We start from the raw sequence: 17,509 nt of genomic DNA, 5'->3' as shown, positions 1-17,509 counted from the left end.
ATGGCATGGACTTAACACAGCTTGAGATGTTTAACGCCGTCGCGCTGACCGGCAGCATTACCCAGGCGGCGCAGAAGGTGCACCGGGTGCCTTCAAACCTCACCACCCGCATCCGTCAGCTTGAGGCAGATCTGGGCGTGGAGCTGTTTATTCGCGAGAATCAGCGCCTGCGGCTTTCCCCCGCCGGGCACAATTTTTTACGTTACAGCAAGCAGATCCTGGCGCTGGTCGACGAAGCCCGAATGGTGGTCGCCGGGGATGAACCGCAGGGATTATTCTCCCTCGGCGCGCTGGAAAGTACCGCCGCCGTGCGCATTCCGGAAAGCCTGGCGCTGTTTAACCAGCGCTATCCGCGCATTCAGTTTGCGCTGTCTACCGGGCCTTCCGGCACGATGATTGACGGCGTGCTTGAGGGCACGCTCAGCGCGGCCTTTGTCGACGGGCCGCTCTCGCACCCGGAGCTGGAAGGCATGCCGGTTTACCGGGAAGAGATGATGCTGGTCACCCCTGCGGGACACGCAGAAGTATCAAAAGCCGCGCAGGTAAGCGGCAGCGACGTTTACGCCTTTCGCGCCAACTGCTCGTACCGGCGTCATCTGGAAAGCTGGTTTCATGCTGACCGCGTCACGCCGGGACGGATCCATGAGATGGAGTCCTATCACGGGATGCTCGCCTGCGTGATCGCGGGAGCAGGCATTGCGCTGATGCCCCGCTCCATGCTGGAGAGCATGCCGGGGCACCACCAGGTAGCGGCGTGGCCGCTGGCGGAGAACTGGCGCTGGCTCACCACCTGGCTGGTGTGGCGACGCGGGGCGATGACGCGCCAGCTCGAGGCATTTATCGCGCTGCTGAACGAACGTCAGCCATCAGCGCCTTCTGCATAACTGGCTCAGCGTACGGGCAATTAACGTTGTCCGTAATCCTGAAGGCGAAGGTAAACTTTCCCCTTCATATACAGCGTGGCCTGCCCGCCAATCAATACGCGGTCGCCCTTCAGCGCGCAGCGCAAATCGCCGCCGCGCCGGGACACCTGGCGGGCAACCATCTGCGTTTTACCGAGCTTTTCGCTCCAGTACGGGATCAGCATGCTGTGGGTTGAGCCCGTGACCGGATCTTCCGGCACCCCTTCACCCGGACAGAAGAAGCGGCTGACGAAATCATACGCGTCCCCCGGCGCCGTGATGCAGACCATTTTCCCCAGCGGGGTCATCGCCGCGATGTCCGGCGTCAGGGCCTCCACCTGCTGCTGGCTGTCGAGCACGACCATATAGTCACGACCGACGCGCACCTCTTTCGCCGCGCTAATACCCAGCGCGCTGAACAGCGCCGGCGGCGGGTTGTCGACGGCCTCGGTTGACCAGGCCGGGAAATTCAGCGTCAGCCAGTCGCCGCTGCGAGTTACCGTCAGATCCCCCACGAAGCGCGTGCTAAAGGTAATCTCCGTGTGCGGATAGTCCAGGTATTCAAAAATGACGTGCGCGGCGGCCAGGGTCGCGTGGCCGCACAGGTTAATTTCATCCTGCGTGGTAAACCAGCGCAGCTCAAAGCCTTCGTCCGTGCGCACGAAGAACGCCGTCTCCGACTGGTTATGCTGTTTCGCCATGTTGAGCAACGTCTCGTCCGCAAGCCAGGACTCCAGCGGACACACTGCCGCTGCGTTGCCGCCGAACGCCCTGTCGCTGAAGGCATCTACCAGATAAAAATCAATTTCCTGCATCGTTTATTCCTCTTATCCATTTAGTTAGCGCAGAAAAACTGTGCCCTTGAGATACAGTGACGCCTGTCCGCCCATCAGCACGCGGTCGCCCTTAAGTTCGCAGCGGACGTCCCCGCCGCGGGCAGAAACCTGACGCGCAAACATCTTTGTTTTACCGAGTTTCTCACTCCAGTATGGGATCAGCATGGTGTGTGCGGAGCCGGTGACCGGATCTTCCGGCACGGCCACGCCCGGCGAAAAGAAACGGCTGACAAAGTCATACTCCCCTTCATCCCGGGCGGTCACAGCCACCTTATGAACGCCCGGCAACATGGCGGAGAAGTCCGGCGTAACGGCTTCCACCTGCTCGCGGTTTTCCAGCACCAGCACCCAGGCACGGCCTATGCGGGCGTCGACATAGCGGCTGATACCGAGCGCGGAGAGCATCTCCGGTGGCGGCATCTGCGCCTGCGTCGGGCAGGCGGGGAAATCCAGCGTCATCCAGTCACCCTCCCGGCTGACGGTCAGGCGGCCGGAAGTGGTATCAAAATGAATACGCGAGTCCGGATAGTCCAGTTCGTTGAACAGAACATACGCTGCGGCAAGGGTCGCGTGACCGCAGAGATTGACCTCGGTAAGCGTGGTGAACCAGCGCAGCTCAATCCCCCCTTCGGTGCAGACAAAAAACGCGGTTTCCGACTGGTTATGCTGTTGCGCCATACGCAGTAACGTCTCATCCGGCAGCCACGCTTTCAGCGGGCATACCGCCGCCGGGTTGCCGCCAAAGGAGGACGCGCTGAACGCATCTACCAGATAAAAATCAATCTCCTGCATCGAGTTACCGCCCGTTTTTGTTGTGTTGTTCTCTATCTTCAATGAAATCCCCCTCGCTCGCTACCGCTGCATGAAGGTAAATTTTGTGATTCACGTCACATAACGGTTGAGTTTTCGCCGTTTAACGCTTTAAGATCGTCACCTCATCTTTCAGGCAACGAATCCCAGATATCCCTATGACAACACACACGGTTTCCCGCAGGGTCGCGTGGCTACGCGTGGTCACGCTCGCCATCGCAGCGTTTATTTTCAACACCACGGAATTTGTTCCGGTTGGGCTGCTGTCTGACATCGCAGCCAGCTTCAACATGGAGACGGCACAGGCAGGCATCATGCTGACCATCTATGCATGGGTCGTGGCGCTGATGTCGCTGCCGTTTATGCTGCTGACCAGCCAGATGGAACGCCGTAAGCTGCTGATTGGGCTGTTTTTGGTGTTCATTGCCAGCCATGTGCTGTCGTTTATGGCATGGAACTTTACGGTGCTGGTCATCAGCCGCACGGGTATCGCGTTTGCCCATGCCGTTTTCTGGTCGATTACCGCGTCGCTCGCCATTCGTCTGGCGCCCGCGGGGAAACGCGCCCAGGCGCTGAGCCTGATTGCCACCGGAACGGCGCTGGCGATGGTGTTAGGCTTGCCCATCGGGCGTATCGTGGGTCAATACTTCGGCTGGCGCACCACCTTCTTTGCCATCGGCATGGGGGCGCTGATCACGTTGGTATGTCTGGTTAAACTGCTGCCAAAACTGCCGAGCGAACACTCCGGCTCGCTGAAAAGTCTGCCGCTGCTGGTGCGTCGTCCGGCGCTGATGAGCATCTATCTGCTGACCGTGATTGTGGTCACTGCCCACTATACGGCCTATAGCTATATTGAGCCGTTCGTACAGGTTGTCGCGGGCTTCAGCGCCAACTTCGCCACCGTTCTGCTGCTGATCCTGGGCGGCGCGGGGATTATCGGCAGTGTCCTGTTTGGGAAGCTGGGCAATCGACACGCGTCCGCGCTTGTAAGCGGTGCGATTGGCCTGCTGCTGGCGTGCCTGCTGTTACTGATGCCTGCGGCGGGTAGCGAAAGCCATCTGGCGATCCTCAGCCTGTTCTGGGGCGTGGCGATCATGATTATCGGTCTGGGAATGCAGGTCAAAGTGCTGGCGCTGGCACCGGATGCCACGGACGTAGCGATGTCGCTCTTCTCCGGAATTTTTAATCTGGGAATTGGCGCCGGCGCGCTGGTGGGAAATCAGATCAGCCTGCATGTGTCGATGTCGGCCATTGGCTATCTCGGGGCTGTTCCGGCGTTGATCGCACTGATCTGGTCGGTGCTGATCTTCCGTAAATGGCCGGTCGCGATGGAAGAACAGACCAGCCACGGTTGACGTTGAGTTTGCCGGGTAAGGCGAAGCCGCCACCCGGCACTGTTCTCAATGGTACGTCTTCACAATCTCCAGCACGCCGTTAATAATAAACTGCACGCCCATACAGACCAGCAGGAAGCCCATCAGACGGGAGATAGCTTCAATCCCCCCCTTGCCTACCCAGCGCATAATCGCCCCGGAACTGCGTAACGATCCCCAGACGATAAGGGCGATAAGCCCAAAAATGAGCGGCGGCGCAACGGTGATAACCCAGTCCGGGAAAGTCGAACCATCACGCACCGTTGAGGCGGAACTGATGATCATCGCAATCGTCCCCGGCCCCGCCGTGCTCGGCATGGCTAACGGCACAAAGGCGATATTGGCGCTCGGTTCGCTTTCAAGCTCCTCCGATTTGCTTTTCGCTTCCGGTGATTCGTGCGCTTTTTGCGCCGGGAACAGCATCCGGAAACCAATAAAGGCCACGATCAGCCCGCCGGCAATACGCAGGCCAGGAATGGAGATGCCGAAGGTATTCATCACCAGCTGCCCGGCATAATAAGCCACCATCATGATGGCAAAAACGTATACGGAGGCCATCATCGACTGCTGATTGCGCTCCGCGCTGTTCATGTTCCCCGCCAGCCCCAGAAAGAGTGCTACCGTCGTTAACGGGTTCGCCAGCGGCAGCAACACCACCAGCCCAAGCCCCACTGCCTTAATCAAATCCAACATAGTGCACCGCAGTCCTTATCCTTATTCAACACCGCAATTATAGGGGGAAACCCTCGTCCTGAGCCATCCGCGTAACGTAACTCTCATTGTCCCGCGCAACCAATAACCTCAGATTATGTAACTGATTTAAAAGCGTACTGAAAAAGTTCCTGAAGCGTTTTAGCAATTCGTGGCATCGGCTGATTCATTCAGTTGACTTATACTTGCCTGAGCAATAATATCTGCCGTGACTAAACTACTTGCCAGGGCAACCATTGTGAAAAGCACCAGTGACCTCTTTAACGACATAATCCCACTGGGTCGTCTTATTCATATGGTTAACCAGAAAAAAGATCGCCTGCTCAATGACTACCTGTCACCGCTGGATATCACCGCAACACAGTTCAAAGTGCTGTGTTCCATTCGCTGCGAAGTGTGTATCACGCCGGTTGAGCTGAAAAAGGTGCTCTCTGTCGATCTGGGTGCGTTAACCCGCATGCTGGATCGTCTCGTCTGTAAAGGATGGGTCGAACGAAGCCCTAACCCGAATGACAAACGTGGCGTACTGGTGAAACTGACCAGCGATGGCGCGGCCATGTGTGAGCAATGTCATCAATTAGTAGGACAAACACTGCACCAGGAACTAACAAAAAACTTAACGGCAGATGAAGTGGCAACGCTTGAGCTTTTACTCAAGAAAATCCTGCCGTAAACAGAAAAAGAGGTATGACGATGTCCAGACGCAATACTGACGCTATCACCATTCATAGCATTTTGGACTGGATCGAAGATAACCTGGAATCTCCGCTCTCTCTTGAAAAAGTGTCTGAGCGTTCAGGTTACTCAAAATGGCACCTGCAACGGATGTTCAAAAAAGAGACCGGTCATTCATTAGGTCAATATATTCGCAGCCGCAAGCTGACGGAGATTGCCCAGAAGCTGAAAGAAAGCAATGAGCCGATCCTTTATCTGGCGGAGCGTTATGGTTTTGAATCGCAGCAAACCCTGACGCGTACGTTCAAGAACTACTTTGACGTGCCGCCTCATAAGTACCGTATTACCAGTATGCCGGGTGAGTCCCGTTATCTGTATCCGCTAAAACATTGCAGTTAATCATCGCCTGTTAAGACGTAACCGAGGAAATCATGAAATTTATCGTCTCCGCCGCCCTCACCTTGCTGGTGCTGGTTTCCGGCCAGAGTTTCGCGGAGCAAACCCCCAGTGCGGGACAGCAAAATAATCGTGACACTATGATTATGCCGTCCACGCAAAGCCAGTCTCCCTATGACTTCAATCACATGGGCGCTGGCAGCGACAAATCCGACGAATTAGGCGTGCCGTATTACAACCACGACCTGTAATTCGTTTTTGCCCCGCTATGGCGGGGCTTTTTTCTGCCTTAACTCCGCACTCGCGTCGCCCGACGCACCCGTAAGCCAAAGACGTTGATATACAGCCCGGCCATAATCAACCCCGCACCAGACAGTTGCAGCGCGCTGAGCGTTTCGTCCAGTAAAAGTGCGGAGCTGGCAAGCCCGACCACCGGCACCAGCAGCGATAACGGCGCCACGCGCCAGGTTTCATAGCGCCCGAGCAGCGATCCCCAGATGCCGTAGCCAATGATTGAGGCGACTAACGCCAGATAGACCAGCGACAAAATGGTCGTCAGGTCGATCTCCACCAGGCTTTTCAGCATCACCTGCGGGCCATCCAGAATAAACGACGCGGCCATAAACGGCACAATGGGGATCAACGCGCTCCAGACCACCAGCGACATCACCGCCGGACGCGCCTCGTGCTGCATTATCAGCTTGTTGAAGATGTTGCCGCACGCCCAGCTTAGCCCCGCCGCCAGGGTCAGCATAAAGCCCAGCAGGGCGACATGCTGACCGTTAAGGCTGCCTTCTATCAGCACCAGCACGCCAAAGACCGCAAGGCTAATGCCCGCCAGCTGTTTGCCCTGCAAGCGCTCGCCAAAGACAAACGCGCCGAGAATAATGGTAAAGAACGCCTGCACCTGGAGCACCAGCGAAGCCAGACCCGCAGGCATACCGAATTTAATGGCGCAAAAGAGAAACGCAAACTGACCAAAACTGATGGTCAGGCCGTAGCCCAGCAGAAGCTTGAGGGGAATTTTCGGACGGGCAACGAACAGCAGCGCCGGGAACGCCACCAGCAGGAAGCGCAGACCGGCCAGCATCAGCGGAGGCATGTTGTGCAACCCCATTTTGATGACCACAAAATTGAGTCCCCACACCACCACAACCAGCAACGCCAACAGCCCGTCTTTACGCGTCATCTTCCACCCCTGAATTATTAAATTTTTGTAAACACTTCAAGGTAACAGAAAAAATAGCCCCGCGAGAAGATCATTAATTCTGGTACAGAGGCGAAGCACTTGCGGATAAATTGGGTGCTATACAAGCTGCCGATCCCATGATAATCCTGTAATAACACAACAAAAAAAGCATAAGCATTTGTCGGGCAGGAAAATGAAACCATCTCTCAGGCGCTCAACCGCAGCGCTGCTGGCGTCGTCATTGTTATTAACAATTGGCCGCGGGGCAACGCTGCCCTTTATGACCATTTATCTCACGCGCGTGTACAACATGAGCGTGGAGAATATTGGCTACGCCCTTACCGTGGCGTTGACCATAGGCGTGGTGTTTAGCCTGGGGTTTGGCATCCTGGCGGATAAGTTCGACAAAAAACGCTATATGCTGCTCGCCATCGTGGCCTTTATTGCCGGGTTTGTGGCCATTCCGCTGGTGAATAACGTTACGCTGGTGGTGCTGTTCTTTGCCCTGATTAACTGCGCCTACTCCGTATTCTCAACGGTGCTGAAAGCGTGGTTTGCCGACGTGCTGACCACCAGCGAAAAGGCGCGCGTGTTCTCGCTCAACTACAGTTTTCTGAATATCGGCTGGACCATCGGGCCGCCGATGGGCACCCTGCTGGTGATGTACAGCCTGCAACTGCCGTTCTGGCTGGCGGCCTTCTGCGCCGCGCTGCCTCTCGGGTTTATCCATTTCTTTGTGCAGAAAAGCGTAGCGTCTGACAGCGTGGAAGAAAAAGCGCCGTGGCAGCCCTCGGTGCTGCTGAAGGACCGGGCGCTGTTCTGGTACACGCTCTCCGGTCTGCTGGCGTCCTACGTGGGCGGATCGTTCGCCACCTGCATTTCACAGTATGTCCTCGCCGCGTATGCGGACAGCGATTTCGCAGAAAAGGTGGTGGCCGTTGTGCTGCCCGTCAACGCGGTGGTGGTAGTCACCCTGCAATACGCGCTTGGCCGCAAGATCTCCGCCAGCAATATCCGCCCGCTAATGACTGCCGCGACGCTCTTTTTCATCCTCGGGCTGGGTGGGTTTATGCTCTCCGGCGAGAACCTGATTTACTGGGGGATCGCGGCGGCGATTTTCACCCTGGGTGAAATTATCTATGCGCCGGGTGAATACATGCTGATCGACAATATCGCCCCGCCGGGCATGAAGGCGAGCTACTTCTCCGCGCAGGCGCTGGGCTGGCTGGGAGCAGCGGCGAACCCGATGATCACCGGGCTGATCCTGACGCATCTGCCGCACTGGTCGTTATTTATTATTATGATGGCCGCCATCGTCGCGGCGTGGCTGATGATTTTGCGCGGGATGCGCGTGAAAAGTGAAAATAGCGTGTCGGGTGGCGCTGCGCTTACCCGACCTGGAAAACCCTAATCGTAGGCCGGGTAAGGCGAAGCCGCCACCCGGCAAAACCAACAGCCTAGTGGTGCAACATCTCTTCCACCACCTGCTCTTTGTACATCTCATTCGGGTAATAGGTCGGCCAGTTATCCATCTCCTTCAGCAGCGCCTCGTGGGAGGTGTTGCCCATGAAGATATGGAAGTGTGAAGAGGCTTTCGGCCCGATGATGTGGTCGCTGAACTGCACAAATTTCGGCGCCTGGCTCGCGTTATCTTTACACTCAAACAGGTAGCGAACGCCCTTTTTACCCGAAGCATAGGTCAAAATTTTGTAGCCGCTGTAGTCGTAGCGGCAGCTGCTCACCGTCTTGCCTCGGTGGAACGCCATCACGTTGTTTTCAATACCAATGGCGTCCACGTCCGTGGCGTAACCCTTGCGGTAGTAGGCTTTCACCTCGTCAGCGGATTTGTCACCCTTCTCTGCTTTCTTTTGAAAAACCGGATCCAGCGAACCATCAAGCAGGAACGGATAAACAGACTGCCAGGTCCCGTCCCAGTCAGACAATTTTCTGTCCCTGACGTCTTTATCCTCAAAGACGCCGTTCGCCGCCTTCTGTTCCGCCTCCGTCATCTGATGACCGTGCGAATGGGCAAAAAGCGAGCCGCTTACCAGCAGCGTTCCCAGAGTCAGCGCAATTTTTCCAGCGTGTGCAGCCAAAGCAAAACCCTCATTCCGTGTTATAAGAATGACGATGTTATAGTATAACATATCAGATCGCAACCAGTCCTCGAACGCCCTCCTGCTCCATATTTTCCCCGCGCCCGTGCTGGACAATACTGCCGCGCGACATCACCAGATAGCTGTCGGCCAGCTCCGCTGCAAAATCGTAAAACTGCTCCACCAGCAGGATCGCCATATCCCCCCGGTTTGCCAGGCTACGGATCACCTGGCCGATCTCTTTAATGACCGACGGCTGAATACCTTCCGTAGGCTCATCCAGGATCAGCAACCGTGGACGGCTCGCCAGCGCCCGCCCAATCGCCAGCTGCTGCTGCTGACCACCGGAAAGATCGCCTCCGCGACGGTGCTTCATCTCTTTCAGCACCGGGAAAAGCTGCCATATCTCCTCCGGTACGCCTTTTGCACTGCGGGCGGAAAAGCGCGACAGCCCCATCAGCAGATTTTCCTCAACGGTAAGACGCGGAAAAATCTCGCGTCCCTGCGGAACATATGCCACGCCGGACTGCACCCGCTGGTGCGGCTTACTGTGGGTGATGGTTTTCCCCTGCCAGACCACTTCCCCAGTTTTCACCGGGATCAGCCCCATCAGGCACTTCAGCAGGGTGGTTTTGCCCACCCCGTTGCGCCCCAAAAGGCAGGTGACTTCCCCGACGGCCGCTTCAAAGTTCACCCCGCGCAGAATATGGCTTCCGCCGTAGTACTGATTCAGCTCGTTAACCTGCAACATGCGTTCTCCTTAGCGTCCCAGATAGACGTCAATCACCTGTTCATTGGCCTGTACCTCGCGAAGCGAGCCTTCTGCCAGCACGCGCCCCTGATGCAGCACCGTGACGTGGTCGGCGATGGTCTCGACGAAGCCCATGTCGTGCTCAACCACCATCAGCGAATGTTTACCTGCCAGGGTGCGGAACAGTTCGGCGGTGTATTCCGTCTCGGCGTCGGTCATGCCGGCGGCGGGTTCGTCCAGCAGCAGCAGATGCGGGTCCTGCACGAGTAGCATGCCAATCTCCAGAAACTGCTTCTGCCCGTGGGAAAGCAGCCCGGCGCGGCGATCGCGCTCGCTGCCAAGCCGCAGCAATAACAGCATTTCGTCAATGCGGTCGCGCTGTTCGCCGCTGAGCGTGGCCCGCAGGCTTGCCCAGACGGACCTGTCGGCCTTCATGGCGATTTCGAGGTTTTCCCATACGGTCAGCGCTTCAAACACCGTGGGCTTCTGGAACTTACGCCCAATCCCCTGCCGGGCAATGGCAGCCGGTTCAAGGGTTGTCAGATCGATGGACTGATCGTAAATGGCTTTTCCGCTTTTTGGCCGGGTTTTGCCGGTGATCACGTCCATCAGCGTGGTTTTGCCCGCACCGTTAGGCCCAATAATGCAGCGCAGCTCCCCGACGCCGATATTCAGCGAGAGATCGGTCAACGCTTTAAAGCCGTCGAAGCTGACGTTAATGGCCTCAAGCTGTAATACCGGATCGGTCTGCTCGCGGTAACGATCGCCCGGCAGCTGGCGGGTAAAGAGTCCTTCAGAGGGCTGCATTATTTCTCTCCCTTACGCAACAGACCGAACACGCCACGCGGTAAAAACAGCGTGACGGCAATGAAAATCAGCCCCAGAAACAGCTGCCAGTACTCCGGCATCGCCACGGTGAAAAAGCTCTTCGCACCGTTGACCAGCGCCGCGCCGATCACCGGGCCCACCAGCGTGCCGCGGCCCCCCAGCGCGACCCAGATGGCCGCTTCAATGGAGTTGGTTGGCGACATCTCGCCCGGGTTGATAATGCCCACCTGCGGAACGTACAGCGCCCCCGCCAGGCCGCACAGCACGGCAGAGAGCGTCCAGACCAGCAGCTTGAAGCCGCGCGGATCGTAGCCGCAAAACGTCAGGCGGTTTTCCGCATCGCGTACCGCCGTCAAAATGCGGCCAAACTTACTCTTCGCCAGCGCGTAGCCTGTGCCCAGAGCCAGAAGCAGCAGCATTACGGTCGCGATAAACAGCGCGATCCGCGTCGTGGTCGCCGTGACGGAAAACCCGAGCAGCGTGGTGAAGCCGGTGAAGCCGTTATTGCCGCCAAAGCCGGTTTCATTGCGAAAGAAAAGCAGCATCCCCGCATACGTCAGCGCCTGGGTCATGATGGAGAAATAGACCCCTTTGATCTTCGAGCGGAAAGCAAACCAGCCGAAGACCAGCGCCAGCAGGCCGGGGATCGTCACGATTAAAACCAGTGCCCAGGCGAAATGCTGCGTCCCCCACCAGAACCACGGCAGCTCGCTCCACGACAGAAACGACATAAATGCGGGCAAACCGTCGCCAGCCGCCTGGCGCATCAGGTACATGCCCATCGCATACCCGCCCAGGGCGAAGAATATGCCGTGCCCCAGCGAGAGCATGCCGGCATAGCCCCACACCAGATCGAGGGCCACGGCGACAACCGCGTAGCAGAGGATTTTGCCGACGAGCGTCAGCATCCACGTGGAGACAGCCAGCGGATGCGTGGAAGGCAACAGCGCGAGAAAAGGCAGCACCAGCAGCGCCGCAATCAGCAGGCTGCCGACAATCTGCGTGGTACGCGGTGCGCTGCGCGCCAGTGTTAAGGTCATTGGCTGGCTCATCAGTCTGTCACCCTCCCTTTCAGTGCGAATAACCCCTGCGGACGCTTCTGGATAAAGAGAATAATCGCCACCAGAATCAGGATCTTGCCCAGCACCGCGCCCATCTGCGGTTCAAGAATTTTATTGAAGATGCCAAGTCCAAAGGCCGCCGCCACGCTACCGGCCAGCTGACCGACGCCGCCCAGGACCACCACCAGGAACGAATCGATGATGTACCCCTGACCCAGCTCCGGCCCCACGTTCCCCAGCTGGGACAATGCCACGCCGCCCAGCCCGGCGATGCCGGACCCGAGGCCAAACGCCAGCATATCAACCCGTCCGGTCGGCACGCCGCAGCAGGCCGCCATGCTGCGGTTTTGCGTCACCGCCCGCACGTTAAGACCCAGACGCGTTTTGTTCAGAATCAGCCAGGTGAAAAACAGCACCAGCAGCACAAAGCCGAGCACCACAATGCGGTTCCACGGTAGCGTCAGGTTGGCGAAAACCTGCACGCCGCCGGACAGCCAGGCCGGGTTCGCGACCTCAAGGTTCTGTGCGCCAAAGGTCATGCGCACCAGCTGGATGAGCATCAGGCTGATCCCCCAGGTGGCGAGCAGCGTTTCCAGCGGGCGGCCATACAGATGGCGGATCACCGTGCGCTCCAGCACCATGCCGATACCTGCCGCCAGGCAAAACGCCACCGGCAGCGCTATCACCGGATAGAGCGCCAGCCACTGGGGCATCCACTGCGCCATTATCTGCTGCACCATCCAGGTGGCATATGCCCCGAGCATCAGCATCTCGCCGTGCGCCATGTTGATCACGCCCAGCAGACCATAGGTGATAGCCAGCCCGAGGGCGGCCAGCAGCAGCACCGATCCCAACGACAGGCCCATAAAGGCCTGTCCCAGCAGTTCGCCCCACATTAAACGGTGCTGGATACGATCCAGGCTTTCGGTAGCTGCGGCACGTACGCGTGCATCCGGTTCGGTTTGCGCCTGGGTGAGCGGTGCCAGCGTGGCCTGCACGTCCGGATCGTCAGACTGTCCCAGCAGCTCAACCGCCTTCAGCCGTATTTCCGCCTGTGGGCTCGTCAGCTGAAGGTTTGCCAGCGCCAGCATCAGCGACTGCCGGGTGACATCGTCCGTTTCGCGACCGGCTCGCTGTTGCAGGAAGCCGAGCATCTCCGGCTGGGCATCACGCTGAAGCTGCCGCGCGGCATGCCGCCTTTCCGTGACACTGTCACTGACAAGCTGATGGGTCGCCAGCGCCGTGAGGGTCAATACGCGCAGCCGGTTGGTGAGGCGCACGGCTTTGGTTGCCCCTTCGGCGGATTTTGATGCCCCCAGTGCAACCATGCCGCCGTCGATGCGGGTAAAAGCATGCTTCTGGCTGTCGGTATAAAGATTCTCGGTTTGCAGCGCCTTAAGCAGCGGCAAACGTGCAGGTTCCGGCGCGGCCGCCCACCGGGTCAGCATAGCGGTCTGCTGGCTCCGGGTGGCGGCAACGAAATCATCGGCATCCGATGCCTGCGCCATCCCTGGCAGCAGTCCGGTAAGCCACACAATCGCAATAATGATGCGCATGGCGTTCATGACGTCTCTCCCTGGGTGTTGGCTTAGTTGCTGGCGGTTTTCATCGGCTGGTCAGGCTTTTTGTCGTTCCCGGCGATAAACGGGCTCCACGGCTGAGCGCGTACCGGCTGTTCGGTCTGCCAGACGACGTTGAACTGGCCGTTACCTTCGATTTCGCCAATCATGACGGGCTTATGCAGGTGGTGGTTGGTGGCATCCATGGTCAACGTAAAGCCGGACGGCGCGCTAAAGGACTGGCCCGCCATTGCCGCGCGCACTTTATCCACGTCGGTCGTACCGGCTTTCTCAACCGCCTGCGCCCACATATGGAGGCCAACGTAGGTCGCTTCCATCGGATCGTTGGTGACAACGGTGTCGGCATTCGGCAGCTTGTGCGCTTTCGCGTAGGCTCTGTAGGCCGCGACGAAGGTCTGGTTGGACGGGTTATCAACGGATTCAAAGTAGTTCCACGCCGCCAGGTTACCCACCAGCGGTTTGGTATCAATACCGCGCAGCTCCTCCTCGCCGACCGAGAACGCCACCACCGGCACGTCAGTGGCTTTCAGCCCCTGGTTCGCCAGCTCTTTGTAGAAAGGCACGTTGGAATCACCGTTGATGGTGGAGACCACCGCCGTTTTGCCGCCCGCGGAGAATTTCTTGATATTGGCAACGATGGTCTGGTAATCGCTGTGACCAAACGGGGTGTAGACCTCTTCAATATCTTTATCTTCCACGCCCTTCGAGTGCAGGAAGGCACGCAGGATCTTGTTAGTCGTGCGCGGGTAAACGTAGTCCGTACCCAGCAGGAAGAAGCGCTTCGCGCTGCCGCCGTCTTCGCTCATCAGGTACTCCACCGCAGGGATCGCCTGCTGGTTGGGTGCCGCGCCGGTATAAAAGACGTTAGGCGACATCTCTTCACCTTCGTACTGCACAGGATAGAACAGCAAACCGTTCAGCTCTTCAAAGACCGGCAGAACCGATTTACGCGAAACCGACGTCCAGCAGCCAAACACCACGGCGACCTTATCCTGACTCAGAAGCTGGCGGGCCTTTTCGGCAAACAGCGGCCAGTTGGATGCCGGATCGACCACCACCGGTTCCAGCTTTTTCCCCAGCACGCCGCCTTTGGCGTTGATTTCATCGATGGTCATCAGGGCGACATCTTTCAGAGGTGTTTCTGAGATGGCCATCGTGCCGGACAGAGAGTGCATAATCCCGACTTTGATGGTGTCTGCGGCCTGGACGCCAAAGCTCATGCCCATGGCGACGACGGATGCGGACAGGGCGAACGCTTTAATAAGGGTACGACGGTGCATATTTTCACTCCTGAAAAAGAAAGCTGTGCGAAGACGTCCGTTACCGCCTGGACGCAGAAAAAGTAACGTCAGTTTCAGGAGAGCAAAAAGAGTGCCAGGTTGCAGAGGCTAGATTTTAAAGGGATGCGAGAGAAGGATGACGGGAAACGACTCAGAATGGTACAGCGCTGCACTGTAATAATGCAGCGCTGTGGAGGGCGTTACCAGACGTCGCTGGCGATTTGCGTCACCAGGCGAACTTTGTCCCACTGCTGGGCTTCGCTCAGGCTGTTACCCTCTTCCGTGGAGGCAAATCCGCACTGCGGGCTGAGGCAAATCTGCTCTTTCGCGACGTATTGCGCAGCTTCTTCCAGACGTGCTTTCACCCCTTCAGGGTTCTCCAGTTCGCCGTGCTTGGTGGTAATAAGCCCCAGAACCATCTGCTGTTTGCCCGGGCGCACAAAACGCAGTGGCGCGAAGTCGCCGCTACGATCGTTGTCGTACTCCAGGAAGAACGCGTCGACGTTAACCGTGCCGAACAGCACCTCTGCCACCGGCTCATAGCCGCCCTCTGAAATCCACGTTGAGCGGAAATTGCCGCGGCAGACGTGCAGCCCGACGGTCAGGTCGTCCGGCTTGCCTTCCAGCGCTTTGTTCAGCACGTTGGCATAGATGCGGGCCAGTTCGTCAGCGTCATCCCCCCGCTCCCGGATCTGGCGGCGCTGATCTTCCGAACAGAGATAGGCCCATACGGTGTCGTCCAGTTGCAGATAGCGGCAGCCCGCGTCGTAGAATGCCCGAATGGCGTCGCGCCAGGTGATCGCCAGATCGTCAAAGTAGTCGTTCAGGTCCGGATAGACCGTGGCATCAATATCTTTGCGGCCACCGCGGAAGTGCAGCACGCTCGGGCTCGGAATGGTCATTTTCGGCTGCGCGTTGCCGCTGATGCTTTTAAGGTAGCGGAAGTCTTCCAGCATAGGATGATCGCCGAAGCCCAGTTTGCCCGTGACGCGCACGCCGTGGGCTTTGGTCTGCACCCCGTTGAACTGAATGCCCTGCTGAGCGTCATAACGCTCCACGCCCTGAAGCCCGTCAAAGAAGTCGAAGTGCCACCAGGCGCGGCGGAACTCACCGTCCGTCACCACGTGCAGGCCGCAGGCGCACTGCTGCTCAACGACGTGGCGAATGGCCTCGTCCTCGACCGCGCGAAGCTGCCCGGCATCGATCTCACCGCTGGCAAATTGCAGGCGCGCCTGTTTTATGGAATCCGGGCGTAAAAAGCTGCCGACTACATCGGCGCGGAACGGGGCGTGGTGTCGCTGCATGGAAATCTCCTTTGTCTGTCGGCGTTAATTGCCCACAGTGATAATTCATCTCTTGAATCTTTAGACTTCTGGATGTCTAAACGTCCTAAGAAGATGTCACACCCCCTGCCTCACGACAAACGAGAAAATTTCATCGGTGTTGAAAAAATTTCATGTTCCAGAACCGGCTGATGACGATCCTGCAAACGCGAACTGCTCATCCTCCCAGCCGGTCATGCCCCCGAGCATAATCTTGACCGGCAGACCCAGACGCGCCAGCTTCAGCGCCGCCCTGTCCGCGCCGTTGCAGTGCGGGCCTGCACAATAGACGACAAATAGCGTGCCCGCCGGCCACGCGTTCATCCGCTCTGCGGTAATCTGGCTCCAGGGTAAATGCTGCGCGCCGGGCAGATGACGCCGGGCGAAATGCTCGGGCTTCCCGACCACGTGCAGCAGAGCGAAGTCCTGCTCACCGCTGGATATAGCGTGTTGCACATCGGCGCAGTCCGTCTCTACGCTTAAGCGTCGCAGAAAATGCCCCACGGCTTCCTGCGGCTCGGCAGCCGGAAATTCAGTAACATAGCTCATGAATCTTCCTCATTTGTGGTGTTTGTGTTAACACTACTCTATCCCTTAATACAGCCCATGAATGCCTCCACCTATGCCAGAAAACAGCAAAAAGATGACAAATTTACGACACACTCCCCCGCGCGCGGTCGTGCTGGCGTATGACGGTTTGTGCACCTTTGAGTTTGGCGTGGCGGTAGAAATCTTTGGCTTGCCGCGCCCGGAGATGGGCGACGACTGGTATCGGTTCGCCGTGGCGAGCGTGGATGAAGGCGAACTCCGGGCAACGGGCGGGATACGCATTCTGGCCGATGGCGATCTGCACCTGCTGGAGACGGCGGATCTGGTAGTCGTACCCGGCTGGCGAGGGCTGGACGCCCCCGTACCCGAGGCGCTCTGTCAGGCGTTATGCGCGGCGCACGCCCGCGGCTGTCAGCTGCTCTCAATCTGTTCTGGCGTTTTTGTGCTGGCAGCCACGGGCCTGCTCAACGGGCGGAAGGCGACCACCCACTGGCGTTACACGCACGCGCTGAAATCACGTTATCCCGCCGTCACCGTGGTTGAAGATGTGCTGTATCAGGACGAGGGGGATATTCTTACCTCCGCCGGCAGCGCGGCGGGGATCGATCTGTGCCTGCACGTGGTGCGCCGGGATTACGGTATGGAGGCGGCAAACCGCGTGGCGCATCGGCTGGTGATCCCGCCCCACAGAGACGGCTCGCAAACCCAGCAGCTAAGCCGGCCGGTGGCTCAGCTACGGGAAAGTCAGCGCCTGGGTCAGCTGTTTGATTATCTTCATCAGCATCTTGCCGTGCCACATACCGTCGGGTCGCTGGCCCTGCGGGTTGGCATGAGTCAGCGTACCTTTCTGCGCCGTTTCCAGGACGCGACCGGAACCACGCCCGCGCGCTGGTTATTGACGGCGAGATTGCAGCGGGCGAAGGATTATCTCGAAAATAGCCGACTCAGCATCGACAATATTGCAGAACAAACCGGTTTTGGACTCAGCGCCACGCTGCGCCACCATTTCCGCCAGCAATATGCCCTTTCCCCGACGCAATATCGAAAGCAGTTTTTGCAGCCGACCCGATAAAAAGGCAAAAAAAAACCGCCATATTCTGGCGGTAAATGCTTGCATGGATAGATTTGTATTTTGGTATCTACGCTCCGG

At 58.0% G+C, this 17,509-nt stretch carries 19 protein-coding genes; 7 read left to right on the top strand and 12 right to left on the bottom strand.

Annotation, left to right across the window (positions count from 1 at the left end; translation table 11 throughout):
• Window positions 1-5: 5 nt before the first annotated feature.
• Window positions 6-884, top strand: coding sequence for a putrescine utilization regulator PtrR (ptrR, locus tag DBR02_RS21170; RefSeq protein WP_107535353.1), 879 nt, complete (start codon window positions 6-8; stop codon window positions 882-884).
• Window positions 885-904: 20 nt separating this feature from the next.
• On the opposite strand, the gene DBR02_RS21165 is transcribed toward ptrR, so the two are convergent.
• Together DBR02_RS21165 and DBR02_RS21160 are read right to left on the bottom strand one after the other, a co-directional pair.
• Window positions 905-1,717, bottom strand: coding sequence for a PhzF family phenazine biosynthesis protein (locus tag DBR02_RS21165; RefSeq protein WP_107535352.1), 813 nt, complete (start codon window positions 1,715-1,717; stop codon window positions 905-907).
• 24 nt (window positions 1,718-1,741) lie between these two features.
• Window positions 1,742-2,530, bottom strand: coding sequence for a PhzF family phenazine biosynthesis protein (locus DBR02_RS21160; RefSeq protein ID WP_107535351.1), 789 nt, complete (start codon window positions 2,528-2,530; stop codon window positions 1,742-1,744).
• A gap of 176 nt (window positions 2,531-2,706) precedes the next feature.
• Between DBR02_RS21160 and DBR02_RS21155 the strand changes: the two genes are divergently transcribed.
• Entirely contained in the window at window positions 2,707-3,903 is a 1,197-nt protein-coding gene (locus DBR02_RS21155; protein WP_107535350.1) for a sugar transporter, read from the top strand.
• 45 nt (window positions 3,904-3,948) lie between these two features.
• Here DBR02_RS21155 and DBR02_RS21150 read toward each other — a convergent pair whose 3' ends face one another.
• Window positions 3,949-4,614, bottom strand: a complete 666-nt coding sequence (locus DBR02_RS21150; protein WP_063866722.1) for a MarC family NAAT transporter — start codon at window positions 4,612-4,614, stop codon at window positions 3,949-3,951.
• A gap of 256 nt (window positions 4,615-4,870) precedes the next feature.
• Between DBR02_RS21150 and marR the strand changes: the two genes are divergently transcribed.
• Genes marR through marB form a run of 3 tightly spaced genes read left to right on the top strand, consistent with a single transcriptional unit; the run spans window position 4,871 to window position 5,954 of the window.
• A complete protein-coding gene (gene marR, locus DBR02_RS21145) occupies window positions 4,871-5,305 on the top strand; it encodes a multiple antibiotic resistance transcriptional regulator MarR (protein ID WP_003857182.1) in 435 nt (144 codons plus the stop codon).
• A gap of 20 nt (window positions 5,306-5,325) precedes the next feature.
• Entirely contained in the window at window positions 5,326-5,706 is a 381-nt protein-coding gene (marA, locus tag DBR02_RS21140) for an MDR efflux pump AcrAB transcriptional activator MarA (RefSeq protein WP_001303241.1), read from the top strand.
• 32 nt (window positions 5,707-5,738) lie between these two features.
• Window positions 5,739-5,954, top strand: a complete 216-nt coding sequence (gene marB / locus DBR02_RS21135; RefSeq protein WP_063866723.1) for a multiple antibiotic resistance protein MarB — start codon at window positions 5,739-5,741, stop codon at window positions 5,952-5,954.
• Between the two features lie 38 nt (window positions 5,955-5,992).
• Here the strand turns inward: marB and eamA are convergent, their stop codons facing one another.
• On the bottom strand, window positions 5,993-6,892 hold the full coding sequence (gene eamA / locus DBR02_RS21130; RefSeq protein ID WP_063451338.1) for an O-acetylserine/cysteine exporter: 900 nt from the start codon (window positions 6,890-6,892) through the stop codon (window positions 5,993-5,995).
• A 193-nt stretch (window positions 6,893-7,085) separates the two neighbouring features.
• Between eamA and ydeE the strand changes: the two genes are divergently transcribed.
• Window positions 7,086-8,303 carry an efflux MFS transporter YdeE gene (ydeE, locus tag DBR02_RS21125; protein ID WP_233157665.1) on the top strand — a complete coding sequence of 406 codons (1,218 nt, stop codon included), beginning with the start codon at window positions 7,086-7,088 and terminating at the stop codon, window positions 8,301-8,303.
• 46 nt (window positions 8,304-8,349) lie between these two features.
• Here ydeE and zinT read toward each other — a convergent pair whose 3' ends face one another.
• From zinT to DBR02_RS21085, 8 genes are all read right to left on the bottom strand, one after another.
• A complete protein-coding gene (zinT, locus tag DBR02_RS21120) occupies window positions 8,350-8,988 on the bottom strand; it encodes a metal-binding protein ZinT (RefSeq protein ID WP_107535676.1) in 639 nt (212 codons plus the stop codon).
• 52 nt (window positions 8,989-9,040) lie between these two features.
• Window positions 9,041-9,739 (bottom strand): urea ABC transporter ATP-binding subunit UrtE, encoded by a 699-nt coding sequence (gene urtE, locus DBR02_RS21115; RefSeq protein WP_107535348.1) that lies wholly within the window; start codon window positions 9,737-9,739, stop codon window positions 9,041-9,043.
• A 9-nt stretch (window positions 9,740-9,748) separates the two neighbouring features.
• Window positions 9,749-10,546: an urea ABC transporter ATP-binding protein UrtD gene (urtD, locus tag DBR02_RS21110; protein ID WP_064910555.1), complete on the bottom strand. Its 798-nt coding sequence runs from the start codon at window positions 10,544-10,546 to the stop codon at window positions 9,749-9,751.
• A complete protein-coding gene (gene urtC, locus DBR02_RS21105) occupies window positions 10,546-11,619 on the bottom strand; it encodes an urea ABC transporter permease subunit UrtC (protein ID WP_107535347.1) in 1,074 nt (357 codons plus the stop codon). Before urtC ends, urtD begins: the two co-directional genes overlap by 1 nt.
• Window positions 11,619-13,193, bottom strand: a complete 1,575-nt coding sequence (urtB, locus tag DBR02_RS21100; RefSeq protein WP_107535346.1) for an urea ABC transporter permease subunit UrtB — start codon at window positions 13,191-13,193, stop codon at window positions 11,619-11,621. The genes urtC and urtB overlap by 1 nt, the downstream gene beginning before the upstream one ends.
• A gap of 23 nt (window positions 13,194-13,216) precedes the next feature.
• Window positions 13,217-14,488, bottom strand: a complete 1,272-nt coding sequence (urtA, locus tag DBR02_RS21095; RefSeq protein WP_107535345.1) for an urea ABC transporter substrate-binding protein — start codon at window positions 14,486-14,488, stop codon at window positions 13,217-13,219.
• 200 nt (window positions 14,489-14,688) lie between these two features.
• Complete coding sequence (locus DBR02_RS21090) at window positions 14,689-15,792, bottom strand: cobalamin-independent methionine synthase II family protein (RefSeq protein ID WP_107535344.1); 1,104 nt, start codon at window positions 15,790-15,792, stop codon at window positions 14,689-14,691.
• Window positions 15,793-15,942: 150 nt separating this feature from the next.
• Entirely contained in the window at window positions 15,943-16,359 is a 417-nt protein-coding gene (locus DBR02_RS21085) for a rhodanese-like domain-containing protein (protein WP_107535343.1), read from the bottom strand.
• A 73-nt stretch (window positions 16,360-16,432) separates the two neighbouring features.
• Between DBR02_RS21085 and ftrA the strand changes: the two genes are divergently transcribed.
• A complete protein-coding gene (gene ftrA / locus DBR02_RS21080; protein WP_107535342.1) occupies window positions 16,433-17,431 on the top strand; it encodes a transcriptional regulator FtrA in 999 nt (332 codons plus the stop codon).
• The last annotated feature ends 78 nt before the right edge of the window (window positions 17,432-17,509 follow it).

The organism is Enterobacter cloacae complex sp. (genome assembly GCF_900322725.1).
GTDB lineage: Bacteria > Pseudomonadota > Gammaproteobacteria > Enterobacterales > Enterobacteriaceae > Enterobacter > Enterobacter quasihormaechei.
The sequence above is the reverse complement of the archived record's forward strand: the minus strand, read 5'-3'. Positions and strand labels throughout refer to the sequence as shown.

Bases quoted from the DNA above. Each gene is read 5' to 3' on its own strand.
- ptrR (WP_107535353.1), top strand. From the start codon at position 6: ATGGACTTAACACAGCTTGAGATGTTTAACGCCGTCGCGCTGACCGGC.
- DBR02_RS21165 (WP_107535352.1), bottom strand. From the start codon at position 1,717: ATGCAGGAAATTGATTTTTATCTGGTAGATGCCTTCAGCGACAGGGCG.
- DBR02_RS21160 (WP_107535351.1), bottom strand. From the start codon at position 2,530: ATGCAGGAGATTGATTTTTATCTGGTAGATGCGTTCAGCGCGTCCTCC.
- DBR02_RS21155 (WP_107535350.1), top strand. From the start codon at position 2,707: ATGACAACACACACGGTTTCCCGCAGGGTCGCGTGGCTACGCGTGGTC.
- DBR02_RS21150 (WP_063866722.1), bottom strand. From the start codon at position 4,614: ATGTTGGATTTGATTAAGGCAGTGGGGCTTGGGCTGGTGGTGTTGCTG.
- marA (WP_001303241.1), top strand. From the start codon at position 5,326: ATGTCCAGACGCAATACTGACGCTATCACCATTCATAGCATTTTGGAC.
- marB (WP_063866723.1), top strand. From the start codon at position 5,739: ATGAAATTTATCGTCTCCGCCGCCCTCACCTTGCTGGTGCTGGTTTCC.
- eamA (WP_063451338.1), bottom strand. From the start codon at position 6,892: ATGACGCGTAAAGACGGGCTGTTGGCGTTGCTGGTTGTGGTGGTGTGG.
- ydeE (WP_233157665.1), top strand. From the start codon at position 7,086: ATGAAACCATCTCTCAGGCGCTCAACCGCAGCGCTGCTGGCGTCGTCA.
- urtE (WP_107535348.1), bottom strand. From the start codon at position 9,739: ATGTTGCAGGTTAACGAGCTGAATCAGTACTACGGCGGAAGCCATATT.
- urtD (WP_064910555.1), bottom strand. From the start codon at position 10,546: ATGCAGCCCTCTGAAGGACTCTTTACCCGCCAGCTGCCGGGCGATCGT.
- urtC (WP_107535347.1), bottom strand. From the start codon at position 11,619: ATGAGCCAGCCAATGACCTTAACACTGGCGCGCAGCGCACCGCGTACC.
- urtB (WP_107535346.1), bottom strand. From the start codon at position 13,193: ATGAACGCCATGCGCATCATTATTGCGATTGTGTGGCTTACCGGACTG.
- urtA (WP_107535345.1), bottom strand. From the start codon at position 14,488: ATGCACCGTCGTACCCTTATTAAAGCGTTCGCCCTGTCCGCATCCGTC.
- DBR02_RS21090 (WP_107535344.1), bottom strand. From the start codon at position 15,792: ATGCAGCGACACCACGCCCCGTTCCGCGCCGATGTAGTCGGCAGCTTT.
- DBR02_RS21085 (WP_107535343.1), bottom strand. From the start codon at position 16,359: ATGAGCTATGTTACTGAATTTCCGGCTGCCGAGCCGCAGGAAGCCGTG.
- ftrA (WP_107535342.1), top strand. From the start codon at position 16,433: ATGCCAGAAAACAGCAAAAAGATGACAAATTTACGACACACTCCCCCG.